The organism is Sphingopyxis sp. BSNA05 (assembly GCF_013265645.1).
Taxonomy (GTDB): Bacteria; Pseudomonadota; Alphaproteobacteria; order Sphingomonadales; family Sphingomonadaceae; genus Parasphingorhabdus.
In genome coordinates, this window is record NZ_PYIA01000056.1 from 16,026 (window position 1) to 42,328 (window position 26,303).

Here is a 26,303-nt window from a genome sequence, read left to right on the forward strand (position 1 = left end):
TGCTGACGATTGGGTTCGTGCTTCGGCTGATCGATTTTAAGCTGGTGGCAATTAATCACAGCCGAAACCACTAAGATGGGAGCGAGATAATGAGCAAGAAAAATGTGTGCGAAGTATTGTTGGATATCCTTGCAAATGCCGGTGGACGGCAGATTTTCGGTGTAGTTGGTGACGCCCTAAATCCATTTCTCGAAGCAATGCGCGACGACGAGCGGTTTGAATGGAAAGGTATGCGACATGAAGAAAATGCAGCCTATGCTGCATATGCTCAGTCTCATTTGACTGGTGGGATTGGTATTTGCGCCGGAACAGTTGGTCCTGGCGCGCTGCACCTGATCAATGGTCTTTACAACGCTAAGCGCGAAGGAGCCGGTGTGATAGCGATTACCGGTCAGGTTGCCCATAAAGAACGTGGCACAGGATATCATCAAGAAGTCAATCTGGAGAAAATATTTGATGATGTCTGCGGTTATCAGGCGATCATCCATACACCAGAACAGATACCGCGCCTGGCACAGATTGCGGTGCAGCGCGCGCTATTGAATCGAGAAGTTGTTAGGATTGAGCTTCCCATTGATGTCTCTGAACAAGCAGTTCCAAGCCTACATCAGGTTCACGAGCTGGTGAGAACGCCGTCCACTTTGATCCCGCCAATTGTACAACTTGACCATGCAGCCGATCTCATCAATGACGGAAAGAAAATTGCCATCTTTGCTGGCGTTGGTTGCCGCGAGGCCAAGGATGATGTCATCGCTTTGTCAAAGCGTCTTCACGCCCCGATCACTCATACCCTAAAAGGCAAGGACATCTTCGACTATGACGATCCCAATGTCGTTGGAATGACGGGATTAATTGGCAATCCCGGCGGCTATCATGCAGTCAACGACTGCGATGTGCTGATCATGCTCGGGACGGACTTTCCTTATGAATGGTTCCTGCCAGAGAAAGCAAAGATCATTCAGGTTGATCGCAGCATCAAGCACCTTGGACGTCGTGCGCCGATTGCTGCCGGATTACTCGGAGATGTGAAAGCGACGCTCGATCTCCTATTGCCAAAATTGATCAAAAATCTGACCAGAAGTTCGTTGATAGTCAGGTCAAATTATGCGGCAAGTGGCTGGTCCATCAGGACAAGGAGGCCAGCGTCGACCGGGCGATGGAGCCTCTCCATCCACAAATATTTGCGCGTCAAATTTCCGAGCAAGCCGCAGATGATGCAGTGTTTGCGATGGACATTGGCGAATGCACAGTCTGGGTAGCGCGCCAGACTCGAATGCAAGGTGATCGGCGTATGGTCGGCTCCTTCAACCACTCGTCCTTGGGATCGGGATTACCATCGGCGTTAGGGGCTTCTGCACTTGATCCGACCCGTGAAGTTTGGGCATTTTGTGGCGATGGCGGGTTCGCGATGGCGATGCAGGATTTTCTTTCAGCTGTTCGCTATGACTGGCCTATAAAAGTGATTGTGTTCAACAATTCTACGCTTGGCTTTGTGAAGATGGAAATGGAGGTGGCGGGCTATGCGTTGAATCCCGCTGCTACTGATCTGATAAATCCCGACTTCGCTGAATTTGCCAAGATTTGCGGCGGAGACGGCGTGCGCGTTGAACATGCCAAAGACATTCCCGCAGCCATTGCCAAGGCCAAGTCCAGCACCAAACCGTTTATCATCGATGCTGTCGTGACCGATGGCGAACTGGTTATGCCGCCAAGCATACAGGCCGATATGGCTTGGGGTTTTGGTATGTCAAAACTAAAAGAGGGAATCCTGCTCACCAAGGGCGAGCATGTCCAATGGGATAATTGGGTCAAGGAGCTTAAAGCGAAGATTTAAACCTTAGGAGAAATATCTTATGTTAAAATCAATGATATTGGGATGTGCACTTTTAGCTGTTACTTCGCTACGCCTGTCCAAGCCGAGACTTCAGCTCAAGATGTATATGGTGATTGGGAGCTCGAGGGCGGCAAGCTGAAAATTCGAATTTCAGATTGCGGAAATAATACACCTTGCGGCGTTACTACCTGGATCGCGGGCGATGCAAACAACGAAATCCGCGATGTTCACAATCCTGATCCAGCATTGCGCGGTCGTCGCTTGATCGGCTTGCAAGTTCTGTATGGCTTTAGGGCCGAGGAAGGGAAGTGGATGTACGGTCAGGTCTACGATCCAAAGATTGGTGAAACTTTCAGAGCCACGCTAGAGCGGCAACCAAATGGCGTGCTTAAGATGGAAGGTTGTTTCGGCCCGTTTTGTAAAACTGAGATATGGTCCAAAATATAAATTTGGTCGAACAATTCAAAACTAGAACGTTTGCTGCGTACCAAAACTATTTCAAAGGAGATAAACATGACACTGCCTGATGAAACTACCGAAACGTATGAAGTTCGCGAAGTTGTATCCCGGTTCACAAATGCAACAGAATTTGAGGATGCAGTCGAAGCTGTTGAAAACCACGGCATTGACCGCGCAGATATCTCAATGATAGCCAGCCATGATGCTGTTCAAAAGAAATTGGGGCATCACTACTCCTCCCTATCACAAATAGAAGAAGACGGTTCCGTTCCGCAAACGTATTTGCCTCTCGCCACGACGTTGCGGAAGGCAAAGCGGCGGCCATTGGTTTGCCGACATATATCGGCGGCGCCGGTGCAGGCATTGCAGTCGTAGCAACCGGTGGCACCGTTGCTTTTGCAGCTTTAATCGCCGCGGCCGGCGCTGCGGCCGGCGCGGGGATCGGTGGACTAATCGCCCACGCTATCGGGAAGCACCATGCGGATTATATGGAAAAGCAATTGATCGATGGCGGATTGTTACTTTGGGTAAGAGTTAAGGATGACTCACAAGAAGCGGAAATTATAGAACTGTTGAATTCTCTTGGCGGAGAGGATGTACATGCCCACTCAATTACACGTTATTGGGGCACGAATGACGTTCCGTTACATGATTTTGACCCAGATCCATTTCTGGAACGCTTTCGATAGGCGAACTTATATCGGTAAGGAACAGAATTTGTTAAATTGGAGGAGTCATAATCCATAGTTTGTGACATTGTGTGCTGCAAATGTCATAGCAACTCTTAAAGCTGTTGCGACAAAAGGTGGTAGTTTTGAAATACATGACATTCATCGGTAAAAACACCGAATTTTAACCTGGTACAGCTGAGGATATGTGCTGGGCTTAGGTTCCAGCCTGGAATGTTTCAGCTATTGCCAGCAAGCCCAGGCATAACAGCCAATATACCATTGGTTATCATTTCAACCGCGATTGCGAGTAATATCATGCCCATTAGTCGTGTCATGATTACGCGCATAGTCTCAGTCAACACCTTGCCGAAATAGGATGCAAAAAGAGCACTGCGAAAAGCAGAAGCAGTATCGCGGCAATCACCAACGCGACCGGTGCCATCGCGCCACCACTTCCCGAATGACTCGTATAGATAATGATCGTTGCAATAGTGCCGGGTCCGACAATCATAGGAAATGTTATAGGATAAAATGCAAGGCCGGAAAGGTTGGCCATATCCTCTTTTTCCGCCTTCGAACCATGATGGGATGTCGACTCAGAACCATTGAGCATAGACCACGCAATATGGGCCAGCACCGCTCCACCAGCTATACGAAATTGATCAACGGTGACGCCAAAAAACTAATGATCTGTTGACCTGCCAATAGAATAACAGTGCACATTATCGCTGAAAAGATGACAATCTTTGTCGCCAAAACGCGCTGTTGCCCAACTGTAAACTCGGCAGTAAGTGCCAAGAAAATTGGCAAGTTTATAAACGGATTCATAATGGCAAAAAAGCGCCAAAGGCTTTTACAAGCGTTGCCTCATCCATCCGTATCCCCTTTCCCGATTAGCAGCCGTTATTTGATATACCTAATTCACGAATAGAATAATAGTCAAAGACGAAATGGATCGCCCGTTATCTTAGCAAACCGTACATAACAATTGATCATTGCTTTGAATCTGTGCCTCCCTTTTTCAAATTGTAACTGTAACGCTATTCCGCGATCGGTTTCTTGGCAATTGGTATAGCTCAACAAAGTATTTCCAGATGATAGAGGTTGGCTTGCAAGGTCAGGTATTCAGCCAATAAGGCGAATATTAAAAATAGTTCATAATCTCGAAACATGTCCGAAATGTTCCAATCTTTAGATGGGGGTCATATCTCCGGTCGATCATTATCTGACGGTCAGCCGGACAATCGGAATAACAAAATGTCAAAGGATTATCAATGAACAGGAAATTCGAACCCGGATATTTGGCTCTCTTTGCGTCCACCGCTATAGCTGGTGTGGCTGGATGGGGATTGTCCTCAATTGATGCGACGGATACTTCGAACATCGAATCGCAAATGTCTAGCGTCACAGGCAAGCAAGCCTCGCTCCAACCGATAAAGATGCAATCCAAATCTGGTAGCGTGGCTGATGTTGTTCAAGCGGTGCAACCTGCCGTTGTTTCGATTACGGTTGAACAAAAAACTCGAACTCTAGCTTTGGTTTCACCGGCCGGGGAGGCGGTTCTCTAGAAGATATGATGCGCCAATTTATGGGTCGCGGTAGCGGTCAACAACCGGTACCCCGTGAAAAATCCAAGGCTCTGGGATCAGGGTTTTGATTAGTAACGATGGATACATACTGACCAACAACCATGTCGTTGAAAATGGAAACAGATTCTTGATCGAATTTTCCGATCGCAGTGTTGTTGAAGCCAGTCTTGTAGGCGGCGATTCCGAAACAGATATCGCAGTTCTCAAAGTCCCCGCAAAACCGTCCATAAAACCGCTATCTCTGGCAGACTCCAATCAACTGCGCACAGGAGAAACTGTGATCGCTATCGGCAATCCATACGGTGTGGGTCAAACCGTCACTACAGGCATCGTGTCGGCTAAGGGAAGGTCGCTTGGGAACAGCAATTATGTCGACTATATCCAAACTGACGCTCCGATTAATCAGGGCAATTCCGGTGGCCCGCTATTGAACGCCGCTGGTCAAGTCATTGGAATTAACACGGCGATCTATTCTCCAAGTGGCGGGTCGGTCGGGATTGGCTTCGCGGTCCCCTCCAACACCGTCAAACGGATAGTTGGCCAGTTGAAGAAAAATGGCCGCGTCACAAGAGGCTATTTGGGTATTGGAATTCAGGATGTCACGCCCGCAATTGCTTCGTCGATGGATCTGGCAAAATCGGAAGGTGCCATTGTTACCGCCGTTAGCAAGGGCAGTCCATCTTTCGGAAAGCTGAAGCCTGGAGACATTATAACAAAATTTGACTCGATTCCCATTCGGACAGCTCGGGATTTGAGTAAGGCGGCGGCGTTTGCAGAAATTGGTGAATCTACAAAATATCGGTGATCCGCGGCGGCAAGAATGTAAACGTCAACCTCGCGCCGAGAAGGTTAGCTGGAAAAGTTGATAGCCCGGTATCTGTCGATGCATCAGGTGATAGCGGAAATTCTCCCACGCTCGGTGTGACCATTGCCCCGCTGGCCAATGCCAGACCAGAATTGGGCGGTGTCTCTGATCAACAAGGGGTTATGGTGACAAGCGTTGAGAATGACGGGCCAGCGGAACGTGCAGGAATTCGAGCAGGAGATATAATTGAACGGTTCAATCAGGCACTTGTAACCAGCCCTACGGACCTGGTGACTGCATTGAAGAACAGCAGAAAGAAAATCGTACCTGTGTTGGTTAATCGCCAAGGTGCCAAACAATTTATCACCATCAAATTGGGATAGACAATGGATCCGACCCTACCTCCATGAACATGGAGGTAGGGTTTTTCGACAAACTTCAAAAAACTGATAAGGTTGGTTATGAGTTACAAAATCCTAGTCATCGAAGACGACCATAAGACGTCAGACTATATTGCCAAAGGGTTGGGCGAAGAAGGTTATACTGTGGATCAGTCCACAAATGGCCAGGACGGATTGTTCATGGCATCCGGCGGCGCTTATGATGCTATAGTGCTGGATCGGATGCTCCCAAAGATGGATGGAATGGCCGTATTGAAGGCAGTGCGAGCGGCAGATATCAACACGCCAGTGATTATTTTGTCAGCCCTTGGAACGGCTGATGACCGGGTCGAAGGATTGCTGGCAGGATCCGATGACTATCTGACCAAACCATTTGCGTTTGCAGAATTGCTTGCTCGGTTGATGCTGATGATCCGAAAAGGTGGAGCCGAAAAGACAGAAACCATTCTTGAATGCGGAGACTTGAAACTTGATTTGTTGTCGCGAAAAGTGAGACGCGGGGATCATGAGATTGAATTGCAACCGAGGGAGTTTCGTTTGTTGGAGTATCTAATGCGACACGAAGATCAGGTAGTTACGCGCACTATGCTGCTTGAAGGCGTGTGGGACTATCATTTTGATCCGGGAACAAATGTGATTGATGTGCATATTAGTCGATTGAGGCGCAAAATTGATGATCAAGCTGACTTCAAACTGCTGCATACCGTTCGCGGGGCGGGATACCGGCTTGGTACAAATTAGAGCTGGCAAATGATATCAAGGCTTAACTCTTATTTTGGGTCGACGATCAATCGTCTCATAATGGCAGTTTTTTTGCGTTGGTGGTTCTTAGTGGTGCCGTGCTATTATATGTTAACAACGCCAGTCAGCGGACATTGGAGAGCGAGCAGCGGATGTTCGCCATGCAATTGCACGATAGCTTGTTAGTGCAGTATCGCAGTGGAGGACTAAACCGCCTCGCGGTTGAAATCGAAAAACGGCTGCAGCTCAGTCAAAACCGAGATTCAGTCATTTTGCTCATATTGCCAGATGGCAGAACAATAGCCGGAAATTTGACGTTTTCCGACGAAATTGGCCGGATTTCGGAATCCTGGGTGGTAAGAGATCTTTACCGTGTTGGGTCATCTAAATCCGAACCAATGGGTATTACAACAACCTCGCTCCCAGGTGGCGCGCGCTTGTTGACCGGGCACTTGCTGAGTGCCGGGCAACAGTTAAGCCGGATCAATCAAAATGCGATGATAACAGCTATCATCCTCGCAATCCCCATTTCGCTCGTTATCGCTTTCTTACTGGCGCGAATGATCAACAGGCGGTTATCCAAAATTGCTTCAATCACCAAAGCCATTGAGCGTGGCGATATGAAAAGCAGACTTCCAGTCGGAAAAGATGATGGTGTATTTGATCAGTTGAGTAACGGGATAAACCAGATGCTTGACAGGCTCGAAATTGTTGTATCAGAGCTTCGACTAATGACCGATGGACTGGCTCATGATTTGCGGTCGCCGGTTACCCGGTTGAAAGCAACTATCGACCAAGCGCTGGTTGAGACAACGGATGAAAATGCCGTCGATACACTTGAAAAATATCGGTCGAATCCGAACATCTTCTGAGCATGCTATCTACGGCGCTCCAGATAAGCCGGGCCGAGGCAGGGATCGGCAAAGACCGGTTCCAGAATGTTTCAATATCTCAATTGCTAATTGATTTGTCAGAAATATACGGGCCTTTGGCTGAAGAACAGGGTGTTGAAATCGTTGTTAGGGCTCCCAAAAATTTGAACGCCGAAATCCATCGGGAGCTAATCAATCAAGCTCTGGGCAATTTGATCGAAAACGCGCTGAAATATGCAAGTACGGCTGACGAAATAGTTCTAGATGCGGAAGCGACCGATGATGGATTTATATTGATCGTTTCCGATAATGGTAGCGGTATCCCAGACGAACAAATGGCTAAGGCGTTAAAACGATTTGGCAGACTTGATCCCGCTAGGCAGGAAAGCGGTTCAGGGCTGGGACTATCATTGGTGGAAGCGGTTGCGAAACTACACGGCGGCGGTCTGCTGCTAAAGCAGAATGCTCCTGGATTGAAAGTGGAAATATTCCTAAAAAATGCCGACAATAACTTCGGTTAGTCGCAACTCATCTGGGTTGCAGATAACGATGCAGTCCGCATAGAATTGTTACAAATTTTTAACCGTTGGCCCACTTCATGGTCATCATGAATCGCATAAAAGAAAAAAGTGACGCGAACATTGGGTTAAAATTCGTTTCATAGCATAGCCACGATGTCTTTGAGGGCACTCCTCCCTTCCAAAGGATTGTCAGCCCCTGAAATGGCAGTCCTGCTCGAAGGCATCGTGGTTCTATGTGCACTTTTCGGATTCTTAAAACTTGTCGTGCGTTTTTACGCCGTGCTCAGGAGCAGCCTGATTTGGGAAACTCGCGCACGCGTCCGTCGTTAGCGGAATTGATTGCAAGCTCGCTTCTCCAACCTTGGCTCCGCGTAGAAAAATTAATGACCATTCATAAAAAAATACGCCGGTTTTGTAGCCAGCGCTAAAAGCCTTGTTTAAACATTCGTCAATCAACCGATAGAGAATGAAAGCTAGATGCCAGTCAATTTAAATGAACCCGTTTTCGCGAACAAAGGTTCGATTGCAAAAATCAGCAAGGAACCCAGAAAGCGTCTAACAAAATGCCAAATTACGATATCAACATATACCTTAGTCTAAAGAACTTGCATCCTTTTCACCGCCATTGATTTGAGTAGGCAATGACGCGGCGCGACATATGTCAATTTGGCGTATTGTTTAAAGGTGATATTTCACTCGCTAGAGTGTCTATTTCAACTTTGTATTTCGATCTTTCGGAGTCTGAAATCTGTCCGCTTATTTTAGAGAGTACCTTTTGTAACAGCGAAACGAGCGCTTCGGCTGCACCATAAGTGTCGCCGGCAAGCGTGGCTGATTGAGCGGAGTCAAAGTCTTGCATAAGAAGCTGAGCATCTTCAACTGAAACAAACCCCGAAAGCATAGATATTGAAGAGCGCAGAGGTTGAAGGTCCATTGGTTGATCGCCAGACCCACCTTCCATTGCATTGTGAACAAGACGGAATGCGCGATTGATAATCTGCCCTCCGATAACTTGCTGAGGATTGCCGGATTCTTCAGAGCCATCTGGAGCCTTAACGGTAATCGTGCTTACTTCCCCTTGGGGGCTTATCTCGGCTTGATAGTTATATTTCTTACTCGGAAAAGAGGCGGAAAACCCGTTCTCAGATTTCGAAAATTTTAACTTCCCCGAATTGCCCGATGCTAACTTTTCTGCCGCTTCAAGAACTTTCAAGGGGGGCTGCACGTCTTGGGAGGATGAGCTTGCATCAACATCAGCTGGATTTGGGTTTTCTGAAGTGCAGGCAAGCAAAAGTAAAGTTGGGCAGGCAACTAGCGCTACAACCCGCAGTTTTCGAAAAGATATAAGGCGCATATTAACTCCTATTGAAAAATTTCAGCACTGAGTATGCCAACTTGAATAATCTACCAATTTCGATTGCGTAACTCTCGAAGACGGGACGGCCAGCAAATAACTGATCGCATCTCCCAATTCAATCCGGCACTGCGAGATTGAAAATCTCGGTACCCGATCATTTTTAAATAGAACTATTGTACAGTCTCGCTATCTTCAATTTCTTTGTGGGCGGAAGCGAATGCGTCGCGAACCCACTTTTCGTGAGCGCTCTCTAAGTTCGTCCGCAGAACATCACCTCCATGTTTTGCAAGCTTTTCGATAACACGATCAGAAATAGTATTCGGTACCATTATGAATAGCGCTGCCTGCTCAGGTTTGAGCATCGAGGCAATGTCTTTCATGAATTTGTTGCTAATACCGTAATCCGACAATGCATTCGCCAACGCGCCGGAGGCGGCGCCTGCTAGAACGCCAATTATCGGCGCAAAAAGACTAAGCCGATAAGTAGCCCCCAAAATGCTCCGCCGCTAGTAGCTGCCGTCCACCTGTTGACCATTTGGTTGAGCTTTACTTTGCCTTTATCGTCCACGTGGGCAACAACAGCATCCGATACTTCTACAAGATACTCTTGAGACATCTGAAAAAGGTCAAGGCGGGCCTCCTCCGCTGTATTCTCGTTGTCATACCCAATTACAATAAGTTCTGACATTGTTTCTACCTCTGATTTAATTCCGCAGTTTGTAGCAGGATTCGCGGTATGAATACTCCAACATCCACCAAAGGCAATTATAATTCGACGCAATTATGATCGGCTTTGGGCAGCTTCAACCGCGTCATCTTTCGACCGAATCGGGAGAACTTTCTAAGGAAAACAGCAGATTATGCTGAATCCAATCAATTCATTACAATCGAATATTACAATTAATTAATGTGCGATCCAACTCTACGTCAGGTTTCCGAGGCTAAAAGAACGGTATGGCAAGGATATCAGGGTCGATATCCACTTGTCATTACTAGGTCACGATCCCTTCGAGAGAGATCCTCCCTTCCTATGGTCTGGATCATCCCCCCGATGAGACAGCCCTACTCGGAGGGGTCGTGATTACAAGCAACCGCCTCTGGAGCTTGAAACTGATCTGGATTGCATTGTGCGGTCCAGGTATAGCTGGTTCACCATGACCGTAAGAAGGGCCGAAAGCTGGCCTAAGGTTTACTACCAAACTTAGAAAATTAAATTGGCACGGGCATTTCGCATCCTATCATCCGGACAGATTATATGTTCGGGTTTTGATTTTGCTATATGCAAATTCAATTAGGAACGATGCTAGGATCATTCCGGCCAATATCCAAAGGTGGTACCGCGTGTCTTCGACGCGCCAGACCTGCCATATCAATGCTCCAAAAGCGACAGCAGTGGCAATCATTCCTACTAAGGAAATCCATGCCCGGCTTTCCATTTCTTTTGCTTTGCGGACGGCAACCAGATTGACCGCAAAGAAAATCAGCAGAAACCCTGCACTTCCCATCGTTGCAATGGCGTTAAGCGGTAAGAAATTGACCAAGGCCAATGCACAAACCGCGTACAAAAACATGCCTTCAAGTGGTTGCCCACGAATATTACGTTCCAGTTCTCGCGGAAGTTCACCGGATTTCGCGATCGTGTAAGTTAGCCTGCCTGCCCCGTAATAGGTGGCATTAATCGCCGATGAGGTTGCCAGCAGAGCGGCTATCGTCACTATGATTCCAAACGGCCCCATAATACTATGTGCTGCGAATGACAGCGCTGAATCAGAATTCGCCGAGATTTGATCGAATGAAAGATGGCCCAAAACAACGATCGCAATTAGGACATAAAGTACGATGGCAATCAGAACGCCGCCTACATAGGCAATGGGCAAAGTCCGTTTTGGATTTTTGATATCTTTCCCCGCGTTGGCAATAAGTTCAAAGCCTTCATAGTTTAAGAAAATGATCATTGCTCCTGCCAATATTTCGATGGGAGGGGCGTAATCTGCCGGTGCCATCTGGCCCCAATCCAGCGGCATTGCGAGACCAACAACTATGAAAATTAGCAACAGTGCCATCTTACCTATGTTGAAGATATTCTCCGATCGTACGACGAGATCCGCACCAAAAGTATTCACAACCGCCAATGCGATCAACAACCCACTGGCAAAAACCTGGATGGGCAAAGCAAGGTGGTCCGGCGCCAACAAAGTCGCCGCATAGCTACCGAACGCATAAGAATAGACTGCAAGCAAGACCATGTAACTCATGGAGAGCAGAATATTGATCGCGCCAGAAAATAGACCGGGTCCGAAACCGCGCAGTAGAAATTCCACCGTACCCCCAGAACTGGGATATTTGAGTGTTAGGCGCAAATAGGAATAGCTCGTCAGAAGGGCTACAATACCTGCGACAATAAAGGCAACTGGCGCAGCGCCTTTGGTTAACTGGACGGTCAAGCCGGTGACAGCAAAAATACCCCCGCCAACCATCCCGCCAATGCCAATGGACAGCGCAGTCAAAGTACCGATTTTCGAAATCTCTGTTTTGTCATTCTGGCCCGTTCGTAAATAATAAGATTCAGATGTAGAACGCTTCCACATTGCTAATGCATAGAAGGAATTGCAGCATGATTTCAACAGTGAGCGAATTGGCGGTGTCCTATTATGCGCATTCGCTACGTTCAATGGAACACTTTCAGACTAACGACGGAAGAGGGCCTCGAGCTGCCATAAATGTCTTGTTGGACGGCATGTATGCCTGCTTTGGCGCCGAAAATGTAGGCAAAACGAAAATCTATAACGCTTGCTTCGCCCTATTGCCCAGGGATTGACCTAATGGTAATTTGAGCGCGGCCGAACTGTACATATTCCAGATGAAATTGTTAAAATCATGGACGTAGTGCGCGATTGTCAGTTTTTAGTTACTGCCTAGGTTTTGGGCCAAGAGGCCATGTAGGAAGGATAATTTATGCTACCCCCAAGAATAACATTGCCGCTGGCTCACCGGTTACTCGGAAGCGATTCAAAGGCCCTCGACAGTGAAGAAAAAGAGTCGTTGAAGGCATCGCTGAGCGCAAACCGATTAGTGCGGATGCTGGCGAATTGGCTGAGCAGCGAGACGGTTTCTGGGATAGGTCTGCCGATAAGGTCGCAAAAGTCGGAGGGTCTTGGCCCTTCATCTTCGGCTTTTTTATCTTTCTTATGGCGTGGGTTGGAACGAATTCCATCTTTCTCGCCAAATCAAGTTCTGCATTCGATCCATATCCCTACATTTTTCTTAATCTGGTTCTTTCCATGCTAGCTGCGATTCAGGCGCCGATCATTATGATGAGCCAGAACCGCCAAGCAGAAAAGGACAGGATCGCTGCATCGCACGATTACGAAGTCAATTTACGGTCCGAAATTGAGATATTGAGTGTACAGGAAAAATTGGACATCTTGCGGAATGAGCAACACGTGACTTTGCTTGATCAACAGCAGGAAATTCTGGCATTGCTTCGCGACATAAAAGGTCGCGATGCATAGCGGAATTTCGGATTGTCGGCATATTGTGTATTGGGTAACCTCGTAGAGAGGCGGCCGGTCTGCTTGAATATATCCGCGTAGGCTATCGGTGAGGGTAAACGCGCCGTGCGTCGAGGTTCGATAAAAGCAACTTTTAGCAAAGAATACAGCAATGGCGCTGATAGCCTTTCTTGCTCAGAATTTGCGGCCAAGCTATATCATTTTTATCATGCCTTAGAGTGCGACGCGTGAGTACGAGGCAATAGCGACGAAAAAACGCTGGATCATTGCTGAGATTTGAGCATAATTATGTGAAGCGGCAAACAAGGAATAATACCATGGCTAACGAAAAAGACTTACCACACTCACCTGGTCCAGCTGGTGGATGGGGATCGATGACCGGTATTGCTGAGACGTTCGGAGAGACTTGGCCTACGCCCACCGCTCTTGACAGTTTACGGCGTTTGAACAAACCAAAGGGTGTAATGTGCAGCAGTTGTGCTTGGCCTAAACCTGTCAACTATTCCGCGTTCGAATTCTGCGAAAATGGTGCCAAAGCTACCTTATGGGAACTGACAAGTGCTCGTTGTCGCCCGGAATTCTGGAACGATCATACGGTAACAGAACTGCGCGATTGGAAGGATCACGATCTGGAAAAGACCGGCCGTCTAACACACCCGATGAAATATGATTCCGATAGCGACCGATATATAGCGGTTAGTTGGGACGAGGCGTTCACCGAAATCGGCGAAACGCTCAAACCGCTCGATCCGGAAGCTGTTGTTTTTATGCTTCAGGCCATGCTGGTCTCGAGGCATCCTATCTTTATGCCTTATATGCGAGGTTTTTTGGCAATAACAATCTGCCACAGAGTTCAAATATGTGCCACGAAACCACTTCGGTTGGTCTCACTAAGGTTATCGGCTCCCCGGTTGGAACAATCGTATGGGAAGACCTTGAAGAGACCGATTGTTTCTTCTTTTTGGCCAGAATCCCGGAACCAATAGCCCCCGCTTCCTGCACCCCCTGCAGGAAGCCAAAAAGCGCGGTGCCGCAATCGTCACCTTTAACCCCATTATTGAACAAGGTCTGGTATCTTTCGTTAACCCACAAAGCCCACTGGATATGCTAACGGGCAATGAAACAAAAATTTCAGATCAATATCATCAACTAAAGTCTGGCGGCGATGTAGCCGCCATAATGGGCCTCTGTAAGGTTGTTTTGGCAGCTGACGATCTCGCAGTTGCAAACCGTGAAAAGCGGATTCTTGACACTGAATTTATCGAACAACACACAATTGGATTTGACGCCTTTCTGGATACGGTGCGGGCTACAAAATGGGCCGACATAGAAAAAGAGAGCGGGCTGACACGTGCCGCGTTAGAAGAAGCTGGTGAGACCTATATTAAGGCTGAGAGAGTGATTGGCGTTTATGGGATGGGGCTAACACAGCACACTCATGGGGCTCTTAATATTGCGATGTTGGTCAATCTGTTACTGATGCGCGGAAACATCGGACGGCCAGGTGCGGGGTGCTGTCCGGTACGCGGCCATAGCAATGTGCAGGGCCAACGGACAGTTGGAATTGCCGAAAAAGCACATTTGGTGCCCCTGGAGAAGTTGGAGGCGCTGTTTGATTTCAAACCCCCGACCAAGGATGGGATGAATGTGGTCGAAGCGGCCGAAGGGCTATTTGCTGGCAAGGTCAAGGCGTTCATCTGTTTGGGCGGGAACCTGATGCGGGCAATGCCTGATCTTGACCGGATGGAGAAACATTGGCCGGAGCAGGACTTGACCGTAATGATATCCACCAAACTCAATCGTAGCCATTTGTTTCCAGCCAAGAAGGCGTTCATCCTTCCATGCCTGACCAGGACTGAGATCGATGAGCAGAGCGGCGGCAAACAAGCGGTTACCACTGAGGATAGTTTCTCCATGATCAACGGTTCGGTTGGTCACCGCGAACCCGCATCACCGGATCTTAAAAGTGAACTAGCTATTGTGACGGGGATGGCGAAAGCCTCACTTACACCCAACCCTAAGGTAAAATGGGACGAATGGACAGCAGATTACAGTCTGGTACGGGACCTTATTGAAGCAACCTATCCAACTGATTTTCGGGATTTCAATAAACGAATGTTCGACGCTGGCGGGTTTTACCGGGGCAATGGCGCCCATGAACGTATCTGGAAAACTGAGAGCGGCAGGGCTGTATTTACCGATCCAGGCCGACTTAACTCTCTCGGCTTTAGCGATGCGCCTGATCGCTACCGTCTACTAACGATGCGATCCAATGACCAATTCAATACTACGATCTACGGCTATTCTGATCGTTTTCGCGGGATCGAAGGTACACGCGATGTTCTGCTGATGAACGAAAAAGATATTGCTGAGGCAGGTTTACGGATGGCCAGTTGGTTCGGCTTACAACAGATATAGACGACGGCGAGGATCGCAGTTTAGGCGGTTTAAAATTGACGGCATATAAAATTCCGCGCGGGACGGTCGCCTCTTACTACCCGGAATGCAATGTGCTGGTTCCAATTACCCATCATGATCAGTTATCAAAAACGCCGGGATCAAAATCTGTCCCTGTACGGATCGAAGCTGATTTAGCAGAATGACCCACCGTTCAATGCCCGCGATAGTAGTCCTGGTGACACCACAGAGGTCATTCTTGTTGTTCAAAAGTGCCTTGGGACACGGCGCGCTGAAAGACGGTAATGCCTATTGCTAATCGCGAACGCGCAGATGGGGCGTTCGATCAGTTGAGCGAGGCTTCGGATTAGGATTATGAGGCAACCATATGTTAAATGACATGATCAATATCTGCCCCCTCGGTAGAATCTTTTTCGGTCTGCTGTCGTTGGCATGTGGAGCCAAGCACATGAATTACACGGCTCTGTATTTAGAATGAAACTTATGCCAGCTGAAAATGATAGCGCAAAATCAAAGTGTAGGCAGCGCGGGGGGTGGAGGTCGTTTGGTTTAGGAATATGTTCAAATTTGGCTAGAGGTGAAATTTGGTCGCACTGCGCAAGTGTGGGCTTTTTCGGATTTTTATCTATCTTTCCCTTGATGGCAGTTTTCGTGCTCGTTTATGGTCTCGCTTTTTCTGCGCCGGAAATAGAGGCGCATATAGCCGCGTTCAGACCCTTCCTGCCAACCAACGTTTATTCGGTGCTTGCAGCTCGATTAAAAGACCTTTCGGCTTATCCAGTCTCGCATATGACAGCAGGATTGATTATAACGTCCTTGGTTTCACTTTATATGGGATCGCGTGGCACTAAATATACCATTTTCCTTATCAAAGTAGTGTATCATGAGTCTGCCAATCGTAGCTTCTTTCGCGAAATAATCGTGGCATTGATAGTGACATTGGGGGCTTTGCTCGTCCTCAGTATCGCACTCGCAGGATTGGCGATCGCCCCGTTGTTGACTCAGCACTTTCCATTTCCAGATGCTATCAAAACTGCAATATTCTGGGGGCGGTGGCCGATACTCGCCTGCATGATATTTGTTAGCATCATTATTCTCTATAATGCTGCATCTGTAAACGGCGCGCGTCCATTTCGGGCGCATGCTGCCGGAGCAGCCCTTGCCGCTGTTCTTTGGCTCATTCTTTCCGTCGGATTTTCTTACTACGTTTCTAATTTTGGCCGCTATAGCTTTATTTTTGGAACGCTTTCAGCGGCGGTCGTGCTCATGTTATGGATCTATTATTGCTCTATTATTATTGCACTTGGTGCTGCTGTGAATTACCAACTTGAGACCGAATCAAGGTGAATTTTTAGCTCAATCCCATATCGCCCTAGAGTTTTAATGTGCCTTAAGAGCAAACGATTAATGAACGGACGAAGCGCCGATGGCCAACGCAACTGGCGCATTATTTACGATCCTGACTTGGTTTGTTAACTTGTGTAGCTTTTTAGACTTCTATCAAGTCTGTGGCTCTCTAATTTTTAGGTATCTAGCAAGGTGAATTAGGCAATACTGGATAAGAGTAAGGACTGGTTAAAAATGAGGATTTGAAAGAATCTAAATATTTTAAGCGATTGCCATCCAAAGTTGCAACTTGTGCGCTTCTTCGATTATGCATTTTTGCTCAATTTTTAACTATTTACTTTACGAAAATAATTTTGCTGCCTAAATTTTGTTTAGCTTTAGAGACCTTAGATTAGGATTTACCAATCGCATTACCTCTGACGTCTTTTGACAAGGCATTTCGAAGGCTGATTGACCTTGCTAAACCAATCGGTACAGAAATTTTGCCATTGGAGCGAACCGGAAGGCGCCGCTTAGCTGATCCAGTAACGGCACTTGTTGATTCACCCGCAAGCGATTTATCGGCTATGGACGGTTACGCTGTCAAAGAGCTGAAAAACCTTAGCTGGCATATTACAGGAGATAGTTATGCAGGTGAGGCTGATCCCCCGCCACTCAATTCGGGTGAATGCCGATATGTAACGACAGGAGCCAGAATTCCGGAAAATTGTCAGTCAGTTATTCCGCATGAATTAGTTGAAATCCTGCGAGATAAAGTTTCACTCAGTGGGCGGCGCCCGCAAAATCTCATATTAGACGGAAGGGAGAAGAATTTAAGGTTGGTGATCTAGTTGTGGAGATTGGTACCATCATCACACCCCAAGTAATGGTTGCTTTAGCAGCGTGTGACGTCCGGGAGGCTAAAATATGGAAAAGAGCCCGATTATCGGTTATTGCAACGGGTAAAGAATTAGTTCCCCCTGGAGAAGCGAGCATAACGCCAAATAGCATTCCTGACAGTTTATCAGAAGCTTTGTTATTGCTTGGGCGACAGTGGGGGGCGATACCCATGGCTAGCGTCCGCGTTGACGATGACCTGTCAATTGTTGAAGCCCAAGCCAGAATTGCTATAGCCAATAGCGACATTGTGGCGGTTATTGGTGGTGCTTCGGCAGGCAAGCGGGATTACGCGAAGAAAGCATTTCGCAAAGCAGGTACACAACTCATATGGGAAGGCGTGTCAATGAAGCCTGGTAAACCTGTATGGATGGGCAAATCAGGATCTACATTCGTGTTAGGACTTCCGGGAAACCCGACTGCGGCAATAACGACCGCACGATTATTTTTAGTGCCTTTGCTCAAAATATTGGGCGGAACGCACAAATCCAATGCGTTATGCTGGTCTGAAATACCACTTGCTGAAGATTTTGAGTATAATTCTGATAGATTGGCTTTTCTGTCCGCTATTTTTCGTGACGGAAAGGTATCAATAGAGAAAGATCAACGCTCTTCGGGTCAGATCAGACTGTTAACAAGCGATGGTTTAGTCCGGGTTGAACCTGGATCCGGTCTAATAACGGAGGGAACAGGAGTGCCTTTTCTTGCTTGGTAAAAAAACCTTTCAGTTTTGGGAGCCGTGCTCGCTGGAGGACAGGCAGTTCGCTTCGGTCGGGATAAGCTTTCTGCGGAACTTAATGGAGCGACTTTCTTGCAATTAGCACATCGTGCTGTTTTGGAGCAGGTAGATGAAGCGGTAATTTGCGGGCGAAAAGTGAGTAATGAAATTGCAATTGTAGATTGGCCATCTTCAAGGCTTGGTCCACTTGGAGGATTATGTGCGGCGATGAGATATGCAGTAAATGCTCGATTAGATTATGTCTTGAGCATACCAGCCGACACTTATCCAGTTCCGAAAGATCTGATTAATTTGCTGTCGGGTGAAACGCCTGCAGTATTCTATAATCATTGGCTATTTGGTTTTTGGCCTAGCGCTTACTTTCCTGCTTTGGAGAGCTACCTAAATATTGGACAAAGATCCGTAAAAGGTTGGCTTCGTAAAACCGCGCCCCGGCTCGTTGATGATTCCCTGTTTAATCTGACAAATGTGAATACTGTGTCGGACTTAAACGCACTTAAAGTAAGTTTGAATGGCATCGATGTCTGAAGATAAAACCTCTCTAAGCGACGAAACTGAGAACCAACCACCTTCAGGGACAGAGTTTATGGCTACATCTGTTTTGACTTTCGGTGACGGCACATTAAAGAAAATTGAACGCTGTGTCCCGGTCGAATGCCCAATTGCATTGGAATATAACGGTATTGGCTACGCCGTAATGATGGGAACGCCGACCGATTTGCAAGATTTCGTAATCGGCTTTACAGTTTCCGAAGGCCTAGCCCCCGCTCACGATATTAGCGATCCTGTCATCTTTGAAACTGACGGTGGATATGTAGTCCGCTGTAATCTCCCGTCCGAATCACTTCCGAAAATACTAGCTCGTGCCAGGACGCGTGTTTCTGAAAGTGGTTGCGGGATCTGCGGGATTGATTCGATTGCTGCCGCTCTCGCGCCCCTGCCAAATGTGTCAAACCCACCTCAAGTCACTCCTAACTCCGTCCATCAGGCTTTGGAAGCTCTTTACGATCATCAACATATGGCGCGCGCCACCGGTGCCAGTCATGCAGCGGCTTGGTGCTCAGCGCATGGAGCAATATTATGTGTCAGGGAAGACGTTGGCAGGCATAATGCTTTTGATAAGCTGATTGGCTCCGTCTCACAATCTTCCCTCAATCTCCGGGAAGGGTTTGCTTTACTGTCAGCCCGTTGCAGTCAAGAATTGGTGGAAAAAGCCATCCGGGCCGGCATAACTATCTTGGTGACAATTAGCGCACCGTCAAGTCTTGCCATAACACGAGCGCAGGAAGCCGGACTTACTCTTATCGCACTTGCGCGGAGCGATACAGCGTTAATACTTAACGACCCTCACAGTTTGTTCACTTAGGTATGAAGTGAGAAAATTGCTGCGTTCCCTAAACCACATCCACTAATCAAATTTCAATATGGAAATCGTTAGAACACATTGCGATCTTACTGAATTTTCAAAATTAGCATTGGATTTTTGTAAGTTTGAACAACCTGAAGCCCACCGTCTCTATTAGCATTTTCAGTTACGGTTCATGCTCAGCTGGGATCCAATAGCCTTATCTGCAATTGCGTCTCTAAATGTTCTGAACCTATCAAATCGCTTTCCCCTTTTGCCCCGCATGATCAATAAAGTATCCGAGATATTTTTTCTAGGATCTGTGTCACTTGGGCGTGGGTATCCTCGGTCAGTCGCAAATAGGTCACGCGCTTGTCGTGGTGACTTGGTACACGATTGATATACCCTCTTTTCACTAAGACGCCGATATATCGGAGTGCGGTCGTTTTTGGAAACAACATACCCAACGTAATATTTGACACTGTGACTTTCCGGCCTTTGCTTTCGGATGTGTAGAGACTGACCAGAATAGACCAAGCGTGATCTCCCAAAGATGCCAAGTCCTCTCCCATGATCGATTGCCTTGATTGAAATATTTCATCCAATTTATTCGCGATGGTACATGGTAGTGGACGCGAAATAGAGTGTCTTGTTTCTGCCGGTAAGGATGACACCAAATGCCGAACACCATCAGCAAACTGCCTTAGCGCTTCTACCTCTTTTTGCTTATTGATTTGACTGGCGCGAAGGTCCTCCAATATTGAGAATGATGGTTTGGCAGCAGTTTGCGACATTTCGTAGTCCATATTCTTGTTGTTGCTTCCAACTATTATCGTAGCAGCGGAAGCTAATATAGGGAGCGGCTAGTCAAATGAGTGCCGTCTGGCCAATAATGCTTTCTGATAAGATCATTGAATTTCCAAATACAAATTATCTATTTGACAAGTAAGGGCTTTTAGAAATTTGATATGGCGAAACTGTCAAATGGCACAAAGCTTCTGTTTGTGTTAATGGCAAGTAGTTTATCAATATAACGGGGCATCTGGCTATATGGACAAACGAGCCTTAGATTTGACGTACAAGGACTTGCAGACTTTTCTCGCGGTGGCTGAGGCTTCGAGTTTCAGCGATGCGGCAGAAAACCTGAATATATCCCAACCCTCGATCAGCAACCGGATGAAGGTGCTGGAAGAGAAAATTCAGCGGCAGCTCATCATTCGGGATACCAGATCGGTTTCGCTGACACACGAGGGAGAGAGATTCAAGGAATACGCCACCAAAGCAATATCAGCATTGTCGGAGCTGTATGACGAGTTTCACGTAAAAGGAAAGAAAAGAGCGAGCAAAGTCACGGTGGTTGCACCGATGTTTGGTTCCGTTTTGATTCCGCCGCGGATCGCTACCTTTCAAGATAAGCATATCGGAATAAAGATTATTTTGACAGTTGCGTCAGGGGATGAGACGATCGATCTGGTCGCCAAGGGCAAATGTGATATGGGGATAATTGCAGAACATACGCTCCCTCCGGAACTTTACTTCGAACCGCTGTTATCAGAGCAGTGTCAAGTGATCGCTCCTATCGATCACCCATTGCTCGATCAGCGCACTGTCGAAATGGCAGATCTGCTAAAATATCCAATTTTGAGTCCAGATGTGCATATTGTGCTGCGAAATATGATTATCTTGGAAGCAGAAAAATTAGGAGTTGAACCCATATTCGTTCCGGGGGCTTTTGAGGTTGGGAATTTTGTGACTGTACTGGCGATGGTTCAAGCAGGCCTCGGGATTTGCATTTATCCGACCAAAATTATCCCGGAACAGTTTCTTTCAGTAGTCGGTTGCAGCGATATTGCTGACTGCAATATTGAACGGGTATATGGGTTAATATTACCGCAAAACCACCAGTTATCATCTGCAGCAAATTTGTTTGCCAATGAACTTAGAAGTTTGAAAACCCTATGACGGGCGCGCGATAATAATCAGTTTTCGCCGCTAGCCAAAAAATATCCTTCTACAATTGATTGAACATCCCATAAAAATTTTAACCCATCGACCTTTTATCCGTGCTAATGTGAGATATTACAAAAAGGTCGCAAATTGACAAAACCGGTACCAGAGAACTTTGATTATACTCGGGCAGTAGACGAACTTACGCTATTGCTGCAGCATGTATTGCAGGCGCTCGATGAAATGGAAATGGATCGCGCCGCGATCAGTGTCAATGAAGCGGTGGTTCATCTTGCCGCACTGAAAAAGACACTCGAAAGTAGTGACGACACCAAAGCCGTTTCGGCCGCTGCATTCCAGATAATTGAACAGATCACAGTAGGATTGCCAATTCCCAAAAATGTCGATTTTGGTTGATTGCTCTCAAAATTGGCGAAACCGCAGAGGCGATTATCTCGCTTCAACTGACTGATTTTTGAAATAGTCGAGTAGATTGTCAACTGAATAAGAAACCAGATATCGCCTCATTGCGCTGCGCGTCGTTGTGGACGTTTGCACGATTGTTTTGTCGTGAGGGATCGATATCAGTAAGGTCTGGAACTATATTGAAGTAGAATAATGCAGACGCCGACTAAGAGTTCAAACCGAAGGTTTCTTCAGAATTCGATATATAGCGTCGTAAATCTGACTTTGCTGATCGAAAATCGCCTTATTCATATCAGCATGGGACAGGCCGCCTTTGATCACTGTAGCGCGTACAGCATTCCCACTAGCCTTGAGCGCCATCTCAAACTCTTTGGCGCTAGCGATTGCGTCGGGCCGAGTTTGGGTAGCGTATAAGTAAAAGGGCGAATAGTCTCCGTTTCTAATCACTTGTAGTGTTGGCGAAGCGGCTTTCAGCCCGCGGCGACTTTTTCCAAAGGTGTAATATTTCTGCTGGTTGATCCAGCGCGAAAGCTTCCCGGATCTTGGCAATGTTAGATTATAGGATGCAGAATCAATCGCAAATATCGCTTTGTAATGACTTTTGGCAGCTCTATGAGTCGTTGAATTGCGATTTTCTATCTCTGCCATAGCTACCAGATGAGCGCCTGCTGAATGTCCCACTATAACCATATTCTGCGGATCACCGCCGTAACGCGATATATTTTTTGAAAGCCAATCGGCAGCGGTTCTGAGATCATTTATATTATCAGGAAACTTATTTTGAGGCCCCAATCTATAGTTCAGTGCTGCGACAATGATGCCTTTGCTGCGATATGCTTGCACATCCTCAAGCTCCAGCCGATTCTTGTTCCCCCGTGTCCAGGCACCGCCATGGACATAAACTAGCACCGGAATTGATGCATGTTTTGGCGTTGCGCTCTGGGGCAAATATAGATCGAGCTTTTGACGATCAGCACTGCGATCTCCAGCATAAGGCAGATCTTTGAAGGTAACGGAATTATTGCGGAGGTCGGCAGCAAACGCTGGGGTTAAGGCGAATGTCACAAACACCAGATAAAAGACAAATAGTCCCACTGTTCTATGTTCTGTTCTAAGGCCATTTTTCATACAGACCGACTCCAAAAGCGGTAAACTTATTCGTGAACTCTGATAATTGTGCAATTAACGGAGCATGACCGATTGGCACGACGTCAACGATTTTCATTCGTTTCGATTCAGTTTTTAATCTGGCGGCGCGCGCCTCTATCGAAGACTGCTAGCAACCGTTTTCGGGATATTGCGTCCGTTCGCAGTTACACAACTACTTAACGCAATCCGCGAGCCAACAAGTATTCGAACTTTGGATCGGCAGCAATTGTCAGTCACACATCAAACTTTCACGCAAGGGGGTTTTTCCAGTAGCCTAAAAAGTTGGTGTTTTCTCATTTGCTACCCGTAATGCTACCCAAGTTGCATATATTGCAACTTAAAATTCCTGGGGCGTAGAAAATTGTTTATTTTCAACATATTATGGTGAGCCCTGCTGGGTTCGAACCAGCGACCTACTGATTAAAAGTCAGTTGCTCTACCGACTGAGCTAAGGGCCCCTCATATGGCCGGTGCAGTGCGCCAGCGTCGGAAGCGCTTCCCTAGGGGCGCTTTGTTTCGTGGTCAAGCCGCTTTGGCGCTTTTTTCCCTGTTTTCTGGGTCGCCGGTTGCGGGCGTCAAGTTGCGCCATTGTCCGGCCGGTCAGGGGATCGCGCCAGTCGCCCGCGATTTCTGCGGCGGGGCGCAGGACAAAGCTGCGTTCGCGCATCAGCGGATGGGGGATGACGAGGTCCGGTTCAGCGCTGGCAAAGGCGCCGCCGCTCCACAAGATGATGTCCAGATCGAGCACCCGCCGGGACCAGGCCTGGCCGCGGCGACGGCCGAATTCTGATTCGATGCGCTTGAGCAGAGCCAGCAGGGTAGGGGGAGCCAGTCCCGTTTCGATGATCGCGGCGGCATTGGCATAGCTGCGCTGGGACGGACCCAACGGTCGCGAGCCGATGGTCGACGAGGTCTCGAGCAGCGTCAGGCCCCGCGCGGCCAGGTGCTGCCCTGCCGCGGCTATGACGGCGCGTGGCGGTCCAAGGCGCTGGTGGCGCTGGTTCGAGCCGAGAGCGATTAGATAGAGCATGGCGGCAATCTGGCTCCTGTGCGATGCCCGAAGGACGCGGCCGGAACAAATGGTTCCAAGCGGGCGGATCGGCTGCTATCATGAAATGAATGCAATGGAAATCAAGGAGAAGCTTCGTGGGTCAGCAACATATCGGTTTGTCGGGCATGGTTTTGTTGTCGCTTGCGGCTGCCGGGTGCAGCCAGGAAGGCATATCTCCCGGCGAAGTCAGCGGCAATGTCGCGCGGGCGGAGCTGGCCGGAGCGGACGGCACGCCATATGGCGAAGTGATTGTCGCCCAGGGTGACAATGGCCTGCTCGTCAATATCCGGGCAGAAGGCATGTCGCCGGGACCGCACGGCGTGCATATCCACCAGACCGGAAAATGCGAGGGGCCCGACTTCAAATCTGCAGGGGGGCACTGGAATCCCTCGGCCAAACAGCATGGCTTCGATAATCCGCAAGGCGCGCACGCGGGAGATTTCTTCAATCTGGACATTGGTGCCGACGGCACCGGTGCGCTGGAGGCGACGATATCGGGCGCCTCGCTGAGCGAAGGCGAGGACGCGTTGCTCGATGCCGATGGCGCGGCATTTGTTGTACATGAGGGTGCCGACGACCTGAAGACCGATCCGTCCGGCGAAAGCGGCGGCCGGCTGGCTTGCGGCGTCTTTGTTGGTGGCCGCTGACTCCGGCTTTCTGTCAGTAAAATATAGAGTGGTTTGATGAGTCAGTCTGTCCTGTTCGTATGCCTCGGCAATATTTGCCGCTCGCCGCTCGCCGAAGCGGCATTGCGGCAGGAATGCCTGCGTCTGGAACCGAATATCATCGTCGATTCTGCCGGCACCGGAGACTGGCATGTCGGGCAGCCGCCGGACGAGCGGGCGCAGGCCGTGGCGGCGCAAAATGGGGTGGATATCGGCCATTTGCGGGCGCGCCAGGTGAAAGCGTCGGATTTCCGCGATTTCGATCATATCATCGCGCTCGACAACCAGAATTTGCGCGATCTGGAGGCCCTGCGGCCGGCCAGGGCGGTTTCGCAGCTTTCGCTGCTCTTCGACCATGTTGCGGGCCGGGCGGGCGAAGATGTCGCGGACCCTTATTATGGCAGCGAACGTGATTTTGAACAGACCTGGGCAGAAGTGACCGAAGCGGCCCGCAATATCCGCCAGTGGCTGGCCGCCGGCTGAGGATCCGGGCGAGGCGGGAGAATGTTACCAGCGCGGCGCGGTAGTCCTGTGCCGGAGTGGAACAGGGTGGGAAACGGGGTTTGGCGCCGTTTGTCGCGCGGTATAAGATATTGTCGATAATTTGCCGGGGCAATAGATGCCATCTATCGAATCCGTCGGGAATATTTTGGCGAGCCATGGCGGTTTCCCTTGAAAAAGGCGCGTTCTTACCCGATATTGAAAGCTGTAGAGCCGGTTTGTCGGCTCGCTAATTTGAGGAGTATGCAATTATGGCTTGGCAAGATCCAAGAACAACCTTCGGGCAGGCCCCTGTGGGCACCGCTCCACAGACGCAGGTCGCGTTTGATGCCGGCCTGCGCAGCTACATGCTCAAAGTCTATAATTATATGGCCAGCGGCGTGTTGCTCACCGGCATTGTCGCGATGCTGTTCGCCAGCTCCGGTCTCGCGCAGGACATCATGTTCGGCGGCGGGCCGCTGAAATGGGTGATCATGCTGTCGCCGCTTGCGATTGTTTTCGCGATGAGCTTCGGGCAGAATAAATTCTCGACCTTCACGCTGCAGGCGATGTTCTGGGGCTTTGCCGCTCTGATGGGCATGTCCATGTCGACCATCTTCCTGGTCTATACGGGCGCATCGATCGCGCAGACCTTCTTTGCCACTGCAGCCGCCTTTCTCGGGCTGAGCCTCTATGGTTACACGACCAAGAAGGACCTGTCCGGCTGGGGCAGCTTCCTGATCATGGGCGTGGTCGGTATCCTGGTCGCGATGGTGATCAACATCTTCCTGCAGTCGTCGATGATGCAACTCGTGATCAGCGCGATTGGCGTGCTGGTTTTCGCGGGCCTCACGGCTTATGATACGCAGCGGATCAAGAGCATGTATGCCTATGTCGCCGGAACCGACATGGTCGGCAAGACCGTGGTCCTGAGCGCACTCAGCCTCTATCTGGACTTCATCAACATGTTCCAGTTCCTGCTCTATTTCATGGGCGGCCGCGAATAGGGCCATTTGGCACAGCAATGATTATCGGGAAGGCCCGGCAGGAAACTGTCGGGCCTTTTCTTTTGGCGCTTCGTCGAGATTTACGCGCAAA

At 48.5% G+C, this 26,303-nt stretch carries 29 protein-coding genes, 1 tRNA gene and 2 pseudogenes; 23 read left to right on the plus strand and 9 right to left on the minus strand.

The annotated features are described in order from the left end of the window. Positions 1-89: 89 nt before the first annotated feature. The 5 genes from C8024_RS05935 (at position 90) to C8024_RS05955 (ending at position 2,982) form a co-directional block, all read left to right on the plus strand. Entirely contained in the window at positions 90-1,259 is a 1,170-nt protein-coding gene (locus C8024_RS05935) for a thiamine pyrophosphate-binding protein (protein ID WP_173203454.1), read from the plus strand. Positions 1,260-1,291: 32 nt separating this feature from the next. Then, entirely contained in the window at positions 1,292-1,834 is a 543-nt protein-coding gene (locus C8024_RS05940) for a thiamine pyrophosphate-dependent enzyme (RefSeq protein ID WP_254305615.1), read from the plus strand. A 42-nt stretch (positions 1,835-1,876) separates the two neighbouring features. Then, positions 1,877-2,281 (plus strand): DUF2147 domain-containing protein, encoded by a 405-nt coding sequence (locus C8024_RS05945; RefSeq protein WP_173203459.1) that lies wholly within the window; start codon positions 1,877-1,879, stop codon positions 2,279-2,281. Between the two features lie 66 nt (positions 2,282-2,347). Then, on the plus strand, positions 2,348-2,668 hold the full coding sequence (locus C8024_RS05950; RefSeq protein WP_173203460.1) for a hypothetical protein: 321 nt from the start codon (positions 2,348-2,350) through the stop codon (positions 2,666-2,668). Continuing rightward, a complete protein-coding gene (locus C8024_RS05955) occupies positions 2,623-2,982 on the plus strand; it encodes a hypothetical protein (RefSeq protein WP_173203462.1) in 360 nt (119 codons plus the stop codon). Before C8024_RS05950 ends, C8024_RS05955 begins: the two co-directional genes overlap by 46 nt. 218 nt (positions 2,983-3,200) lie before the next feature. Here C8024_RS05955 and C8024_RS23025 read toward each other — a convergent pair. Beyond that, positions 3,201-3,792 (minus strand): annotated as a pseudogene (locus C8024_RS23025) (MarC family protein). Between the two features lie 446 nt (positions 3,793-4,238). Here C8024_RS23025 and C8024_RS05965 point away from each other — a divergent pair. The 6 genes from C8024_RS05965 (at position 4,239) to C8024_RS05990 (ending at position 7,893) form a co-directional block, all read left to right on the plus strand. Continuing rightward, positions 4,239-4,532 (plus strand): hypothetical protein, encoded by a 294-nt coding sequence (locus C8024_RS05965; RefSeq protein ID WP_173203464.1) that lies wholly within the window; start codon positions 4,239-4,241, stop codon positions 4,530-4,532. A gap of 76 nt (positions 4,533-4,608) precedes the next feature. Next, positions 4,609-5,358 (plus strand): S1C family serine protease, encoded by a 750-nt coding sequence (locus C8024_RS23030; protein WP_367947188.1) that lies wholly within the window; start codon positions 4,609-4,611, stop codon positions 5,356-5,358. Then, positions 5,355-5,741, plus strand: coding sequence for a PDZ domain-containing protein (locus C8024_RS21060; protein ID WP_173203468.1), 387 nt, complete (start codon positions 5,355-5,357; stop codon positions 5,739-5,741). Before C8024_RS23030 ends, C8024_RS21060 begins: the two co-directional genes overlap by 4 nt. A gap of 78 nt (positions 5,742-5,819) precedes the next feature. Further along, the gene (locus tag C8024_RS05980) at positions 5,820-6,500 is read left to right on the plus strand and encodes a response regulator transcription factor (protein WP_173203470.1); all 681 of its coding nucleotides are present in this window, start codon (positions 5,820-5,822) and stop codon (positions 6,498-6,500) included. Positions 6,501-6,652: 152 nt separating this feature from the next. Continuing rightward, positions 6,653-7,372 carry a HAMP domain-containing protein gene (locus C8024_RS05985; RefSeq protein WP_173203472.1) on the plus strand — a complete coding sequence of 240 codons (720 nt, stop codon included), beginning with the start codon at positions 6,653-6,655 and terminating at the stop codon, positions 7,370-7,372. A 2-nt stretch (positions 7,373-7,374) separates the two neighbouring features. After that, entirely contained in the window at positions 7,375-7,893 is a 519-nt protein-coding gene (locus C8024_RS05990) for a HAMP domain-containing sensor histidine kinase (protein WP_173203474.1), read from the plus strand. A gap of 661 nt (positions 7,894-8,554) precedes the next feature. On the opposite strand, the gene C8024_RS05995 is transcribed toward C8024_RS05990, so the two are convergent. The 4 genes from C8024_RS05995 to C8024_RS06005 all read right to left on the minus strand — a co-directional run bounded on the left by C8024_RS05995 (position 8,555) and on the right by C8024_RS06005 (position 11,838). Continuing rightward, entirely contained in the window at positions 8,555-9,247 is a 693-nt protein-coding gene (locus C8024_RS05995; RefSeq protein WP_173203475.1) for a hypothetical protein, read from the minus strand. A gap of 173 nt (positions 9,248-9,420) precedes the next feature. After that, entirely contained in the window at positions 9,421-9,744 is a 324-nt protein-coding gene (locus C8024_RS20045; protein ID WP_217272027.1) for a DUF1269 domain-containing protein, read from the minus strand. Continuing rightward, a complete protein-coding gene (locus C8024_RS20050) occupies positions 9,705-9,938 on the minus strand; it encodes a DUF1269 domain-containing protein (RefSeq protein WP_217272044.1) in 234 nt (77 codons plus the stop codon). Before C8024_RS20050 ends, C8024_RS20045 begins: the two co-directional genes overlap by 40 nt. Before the next feature lie 550 nt (positions 9,939-10,488). Further along, on the minus strand, positions 10,489-11,838 hold the full coding sequence (locus C8024_RS06005) for an APC family permease (RefSeq protein ID WP_173203477.1): 1,350 nt from the start codon (positions 11,836-11,838) through the stop codon (positions 10,489-10,491). A gap of 501 nt (positions 11,839-12,339) precedes the next feature. On the opposite strand from C8024_RS06005, the gene C8024_RS06010 reads away from it, so the two are divergent. From C8024_RS06010 to fdhD, 7 genes and pseudogenes are all read left to right on the plus strand, one after another. Continuing rightward, positions 12,340-12,762 (plus strand): DUF1003 domain-containing protein, encoded by a 423-nt coding sequence (locus C8024_RS06010; RefSeq protein WP_254305616.1) that lies wholly within the window; start codon positions 12,340-12,342, stop codon positions 12,760-12,762. Positions 12,763-13,079: 317 nt separating this feature from the next. Further along, positions 13,080-15,365 (plus strand): annotated as a pseudogene (locus C8024_RS06015) (FdhF/YdeP family oxidoreductase). A 298-nt stretch (positions 15,366-15,663) separates the two neighbouring features. Further along, a complete protein-coding gene (locus C8024_RS06020) occupies positions 15,664-16,527 on the plus strand; it encodes a YihY/virulence factor BrkB family protein (protein ID WP_254305625.1) in 864 nt (287 codons plus the stop codon). A gap of 416 nt (positions 16,528-16,943) precedes the next feature. After that, a complete protein-coding gene (locus C8024_RS23035) occupies positions 16,944-17,357 on the plus strand; it encodes a hypothetical protein (RefSeq protein WP_217272041.1) in 414 nt (137 codons plus the stop codon). A gap of 2 nt (positions 17,358-17,359) precedes the next feature. Continuing rightward, a complete protein-coding gene (locus C8024_RS06030) occupies positions 17,360-18,118 on the plus strand; it encodes a molybdopterin-binding protein (protein WP_173203481.1) in 759 nt (252 codons plus the stop codon). 24 nt (positions 18,119-18,142) lie between these two features. Next, positions 18,143-18,670 (plus strand): molybdenum cofactor guanylyltransferase, encoded by a 528-nt coding sequence (locus C8024_RS06035; protein ID WP_367947189.1) that lies wholly within the window; start codon positions 18,143-18,145, stop codon positions 18,668-18,670. Then, a complete protein-coding gene (gene fdhD / locus C8024_RS06040) occupies positions 18,663-19,508 on the plus strand; it encodes a formate dehydrogenase accessory sulfurtransferase FdhD (protein WP_254305617.1) in 846 nt (281 codons plus the stop codon). The genes C8024_RS06035 and fdhD overlap by 8 nt, the downstream gene beginning before the upstream one ends. Before the next feature lie 266 nt (positions 19,509-19,774). Here the strand turns inward: fdhD and C8024_RS06045 are convergent, their stop codons facing one another. Further along, the gene (locus tag C8024_RS06045; protein ID WP_173203485.1) at positions 19,775-20,293 is read right to left on the minus strand and encodes a winged helix DNA-binding protein; all 519 of its coding nucleotides are present in this window, start codon (positions 20,291-20,293) and stop codon (positions 19,775-19,777) included. 244 nt (positions 20,294-20,537) lie between these two features. On the opposite strand from C8024_RS06045, the gene C8024_RS06050 reads away from it, so the two are divergent. Together C8024_RS06050 and C8024_RS06055 are read left to right on the plus strand one after the other, a co-directional pair. Further along, positions 20,538-21,449, plus strand: a complete 912-nt coding sequence (locus C8024_RS06050) for a LysR family transcriptional regulator (protein ID WP_217272028.1) — start codon at positions 20,538-20,540, stop codon at positions 21,447-21,449. A gap of 135 nt (positions 21,450-21,584) precedes the next feature. Further along, entirely contained in the window at positions 21,585-21,851 is a 267-nt protein-coding gene (locus C8024_RS06055) for a hypothetical protein (RefSeq protein ID WP_173203489.1), read from the plus strand. Between the two features lie 222 nt (positions 21,852-22,073). Here C8024_RS06055 and C8024_RS06060 read toward each other — a convergent pair whose 3' ends face one another. The 3 genes from C8024_RS06060 to folK all read right to left on the minus strand — a co-directional run bounded on the left by C8024_RS06060 (position 22,074) and on the right by folK (position 24,039). After that, positions 22,074-22,988: an alpha/beta hydrolase gene (locus C8024_RS06060; protein ID WP_173203491.1), complete on the minus strand. Its 915-nt coding sequence runs from the start codon at positions 22,986-22,988 to the stop codon at positions 22,074-22,076. 403 nt (positions 22,989-23,391) lie between these two features. After that, a tRNA-Lys gene (locus tag C8024_RS06065) sits at positions 23,392-23,467 on the minus strand. Beyond that, complete coding sequence (folK, locus tag C8024_RS06070) at positions 23,458-24,039, minus strand: 2-amino-4-hydroxy-6-hydroxymethyldihydropteridine diphosphokinase (protein WP_173203493.1); 582 nt, start codon at positions 24,037-24,039, stop codon at positions 23,458-23,460. The genes C8024_RS06065 and folK overlap by 10 nt, the downstream gene beginning before the upstream one ends. A 116-nt stretch (positions 24,040-24,155) precedes the next feature. On the opposite strand from folK, the gene C8024_RS06075 reads away from it, so the two are divergent. The 3 genes from C8024_RS06075 to C8024_RS06085 all read left to right on the plus strand — a co-directional run bounded on the left by C8024_RS06075 (position 24,156) and on the right by C8024_RS06085 (position 26,212). After that, a complete protein-coding gene (locus C8024_RS06075) occupies positions 24,156-24,707 on the plus strand; it encodes a superoxide dismutase family protein (protein ID WP_240616727.1) in 552 nt (183 codons plus the stop codon). A gap of 36 nt (positions 24,708-24,743) precedes the next feature. Continuing rightward, entirely contained in the window at positions 24,744-25,208 is a 465-nt protein-coding gene (locus C8024_RS06080; RefSeq protein ID WP_173203495.1) for a low molecular weight protein-tyrosine-phosphatase, read from the plus strand. A 269-nt stretch (positions 25,209-25,477) separates the two neighbouring features. Next, entirely contained in the window at positions 25,478-26,212 is a 735-nt protein-coding gene (locus C8024_RS06085) for a Bax inhibitor-1/YccA family protein (protein ID WP_173203497.1), read from the plus strand. Positions 26,213-26,303: the final 91 nt, after the last annotated feature.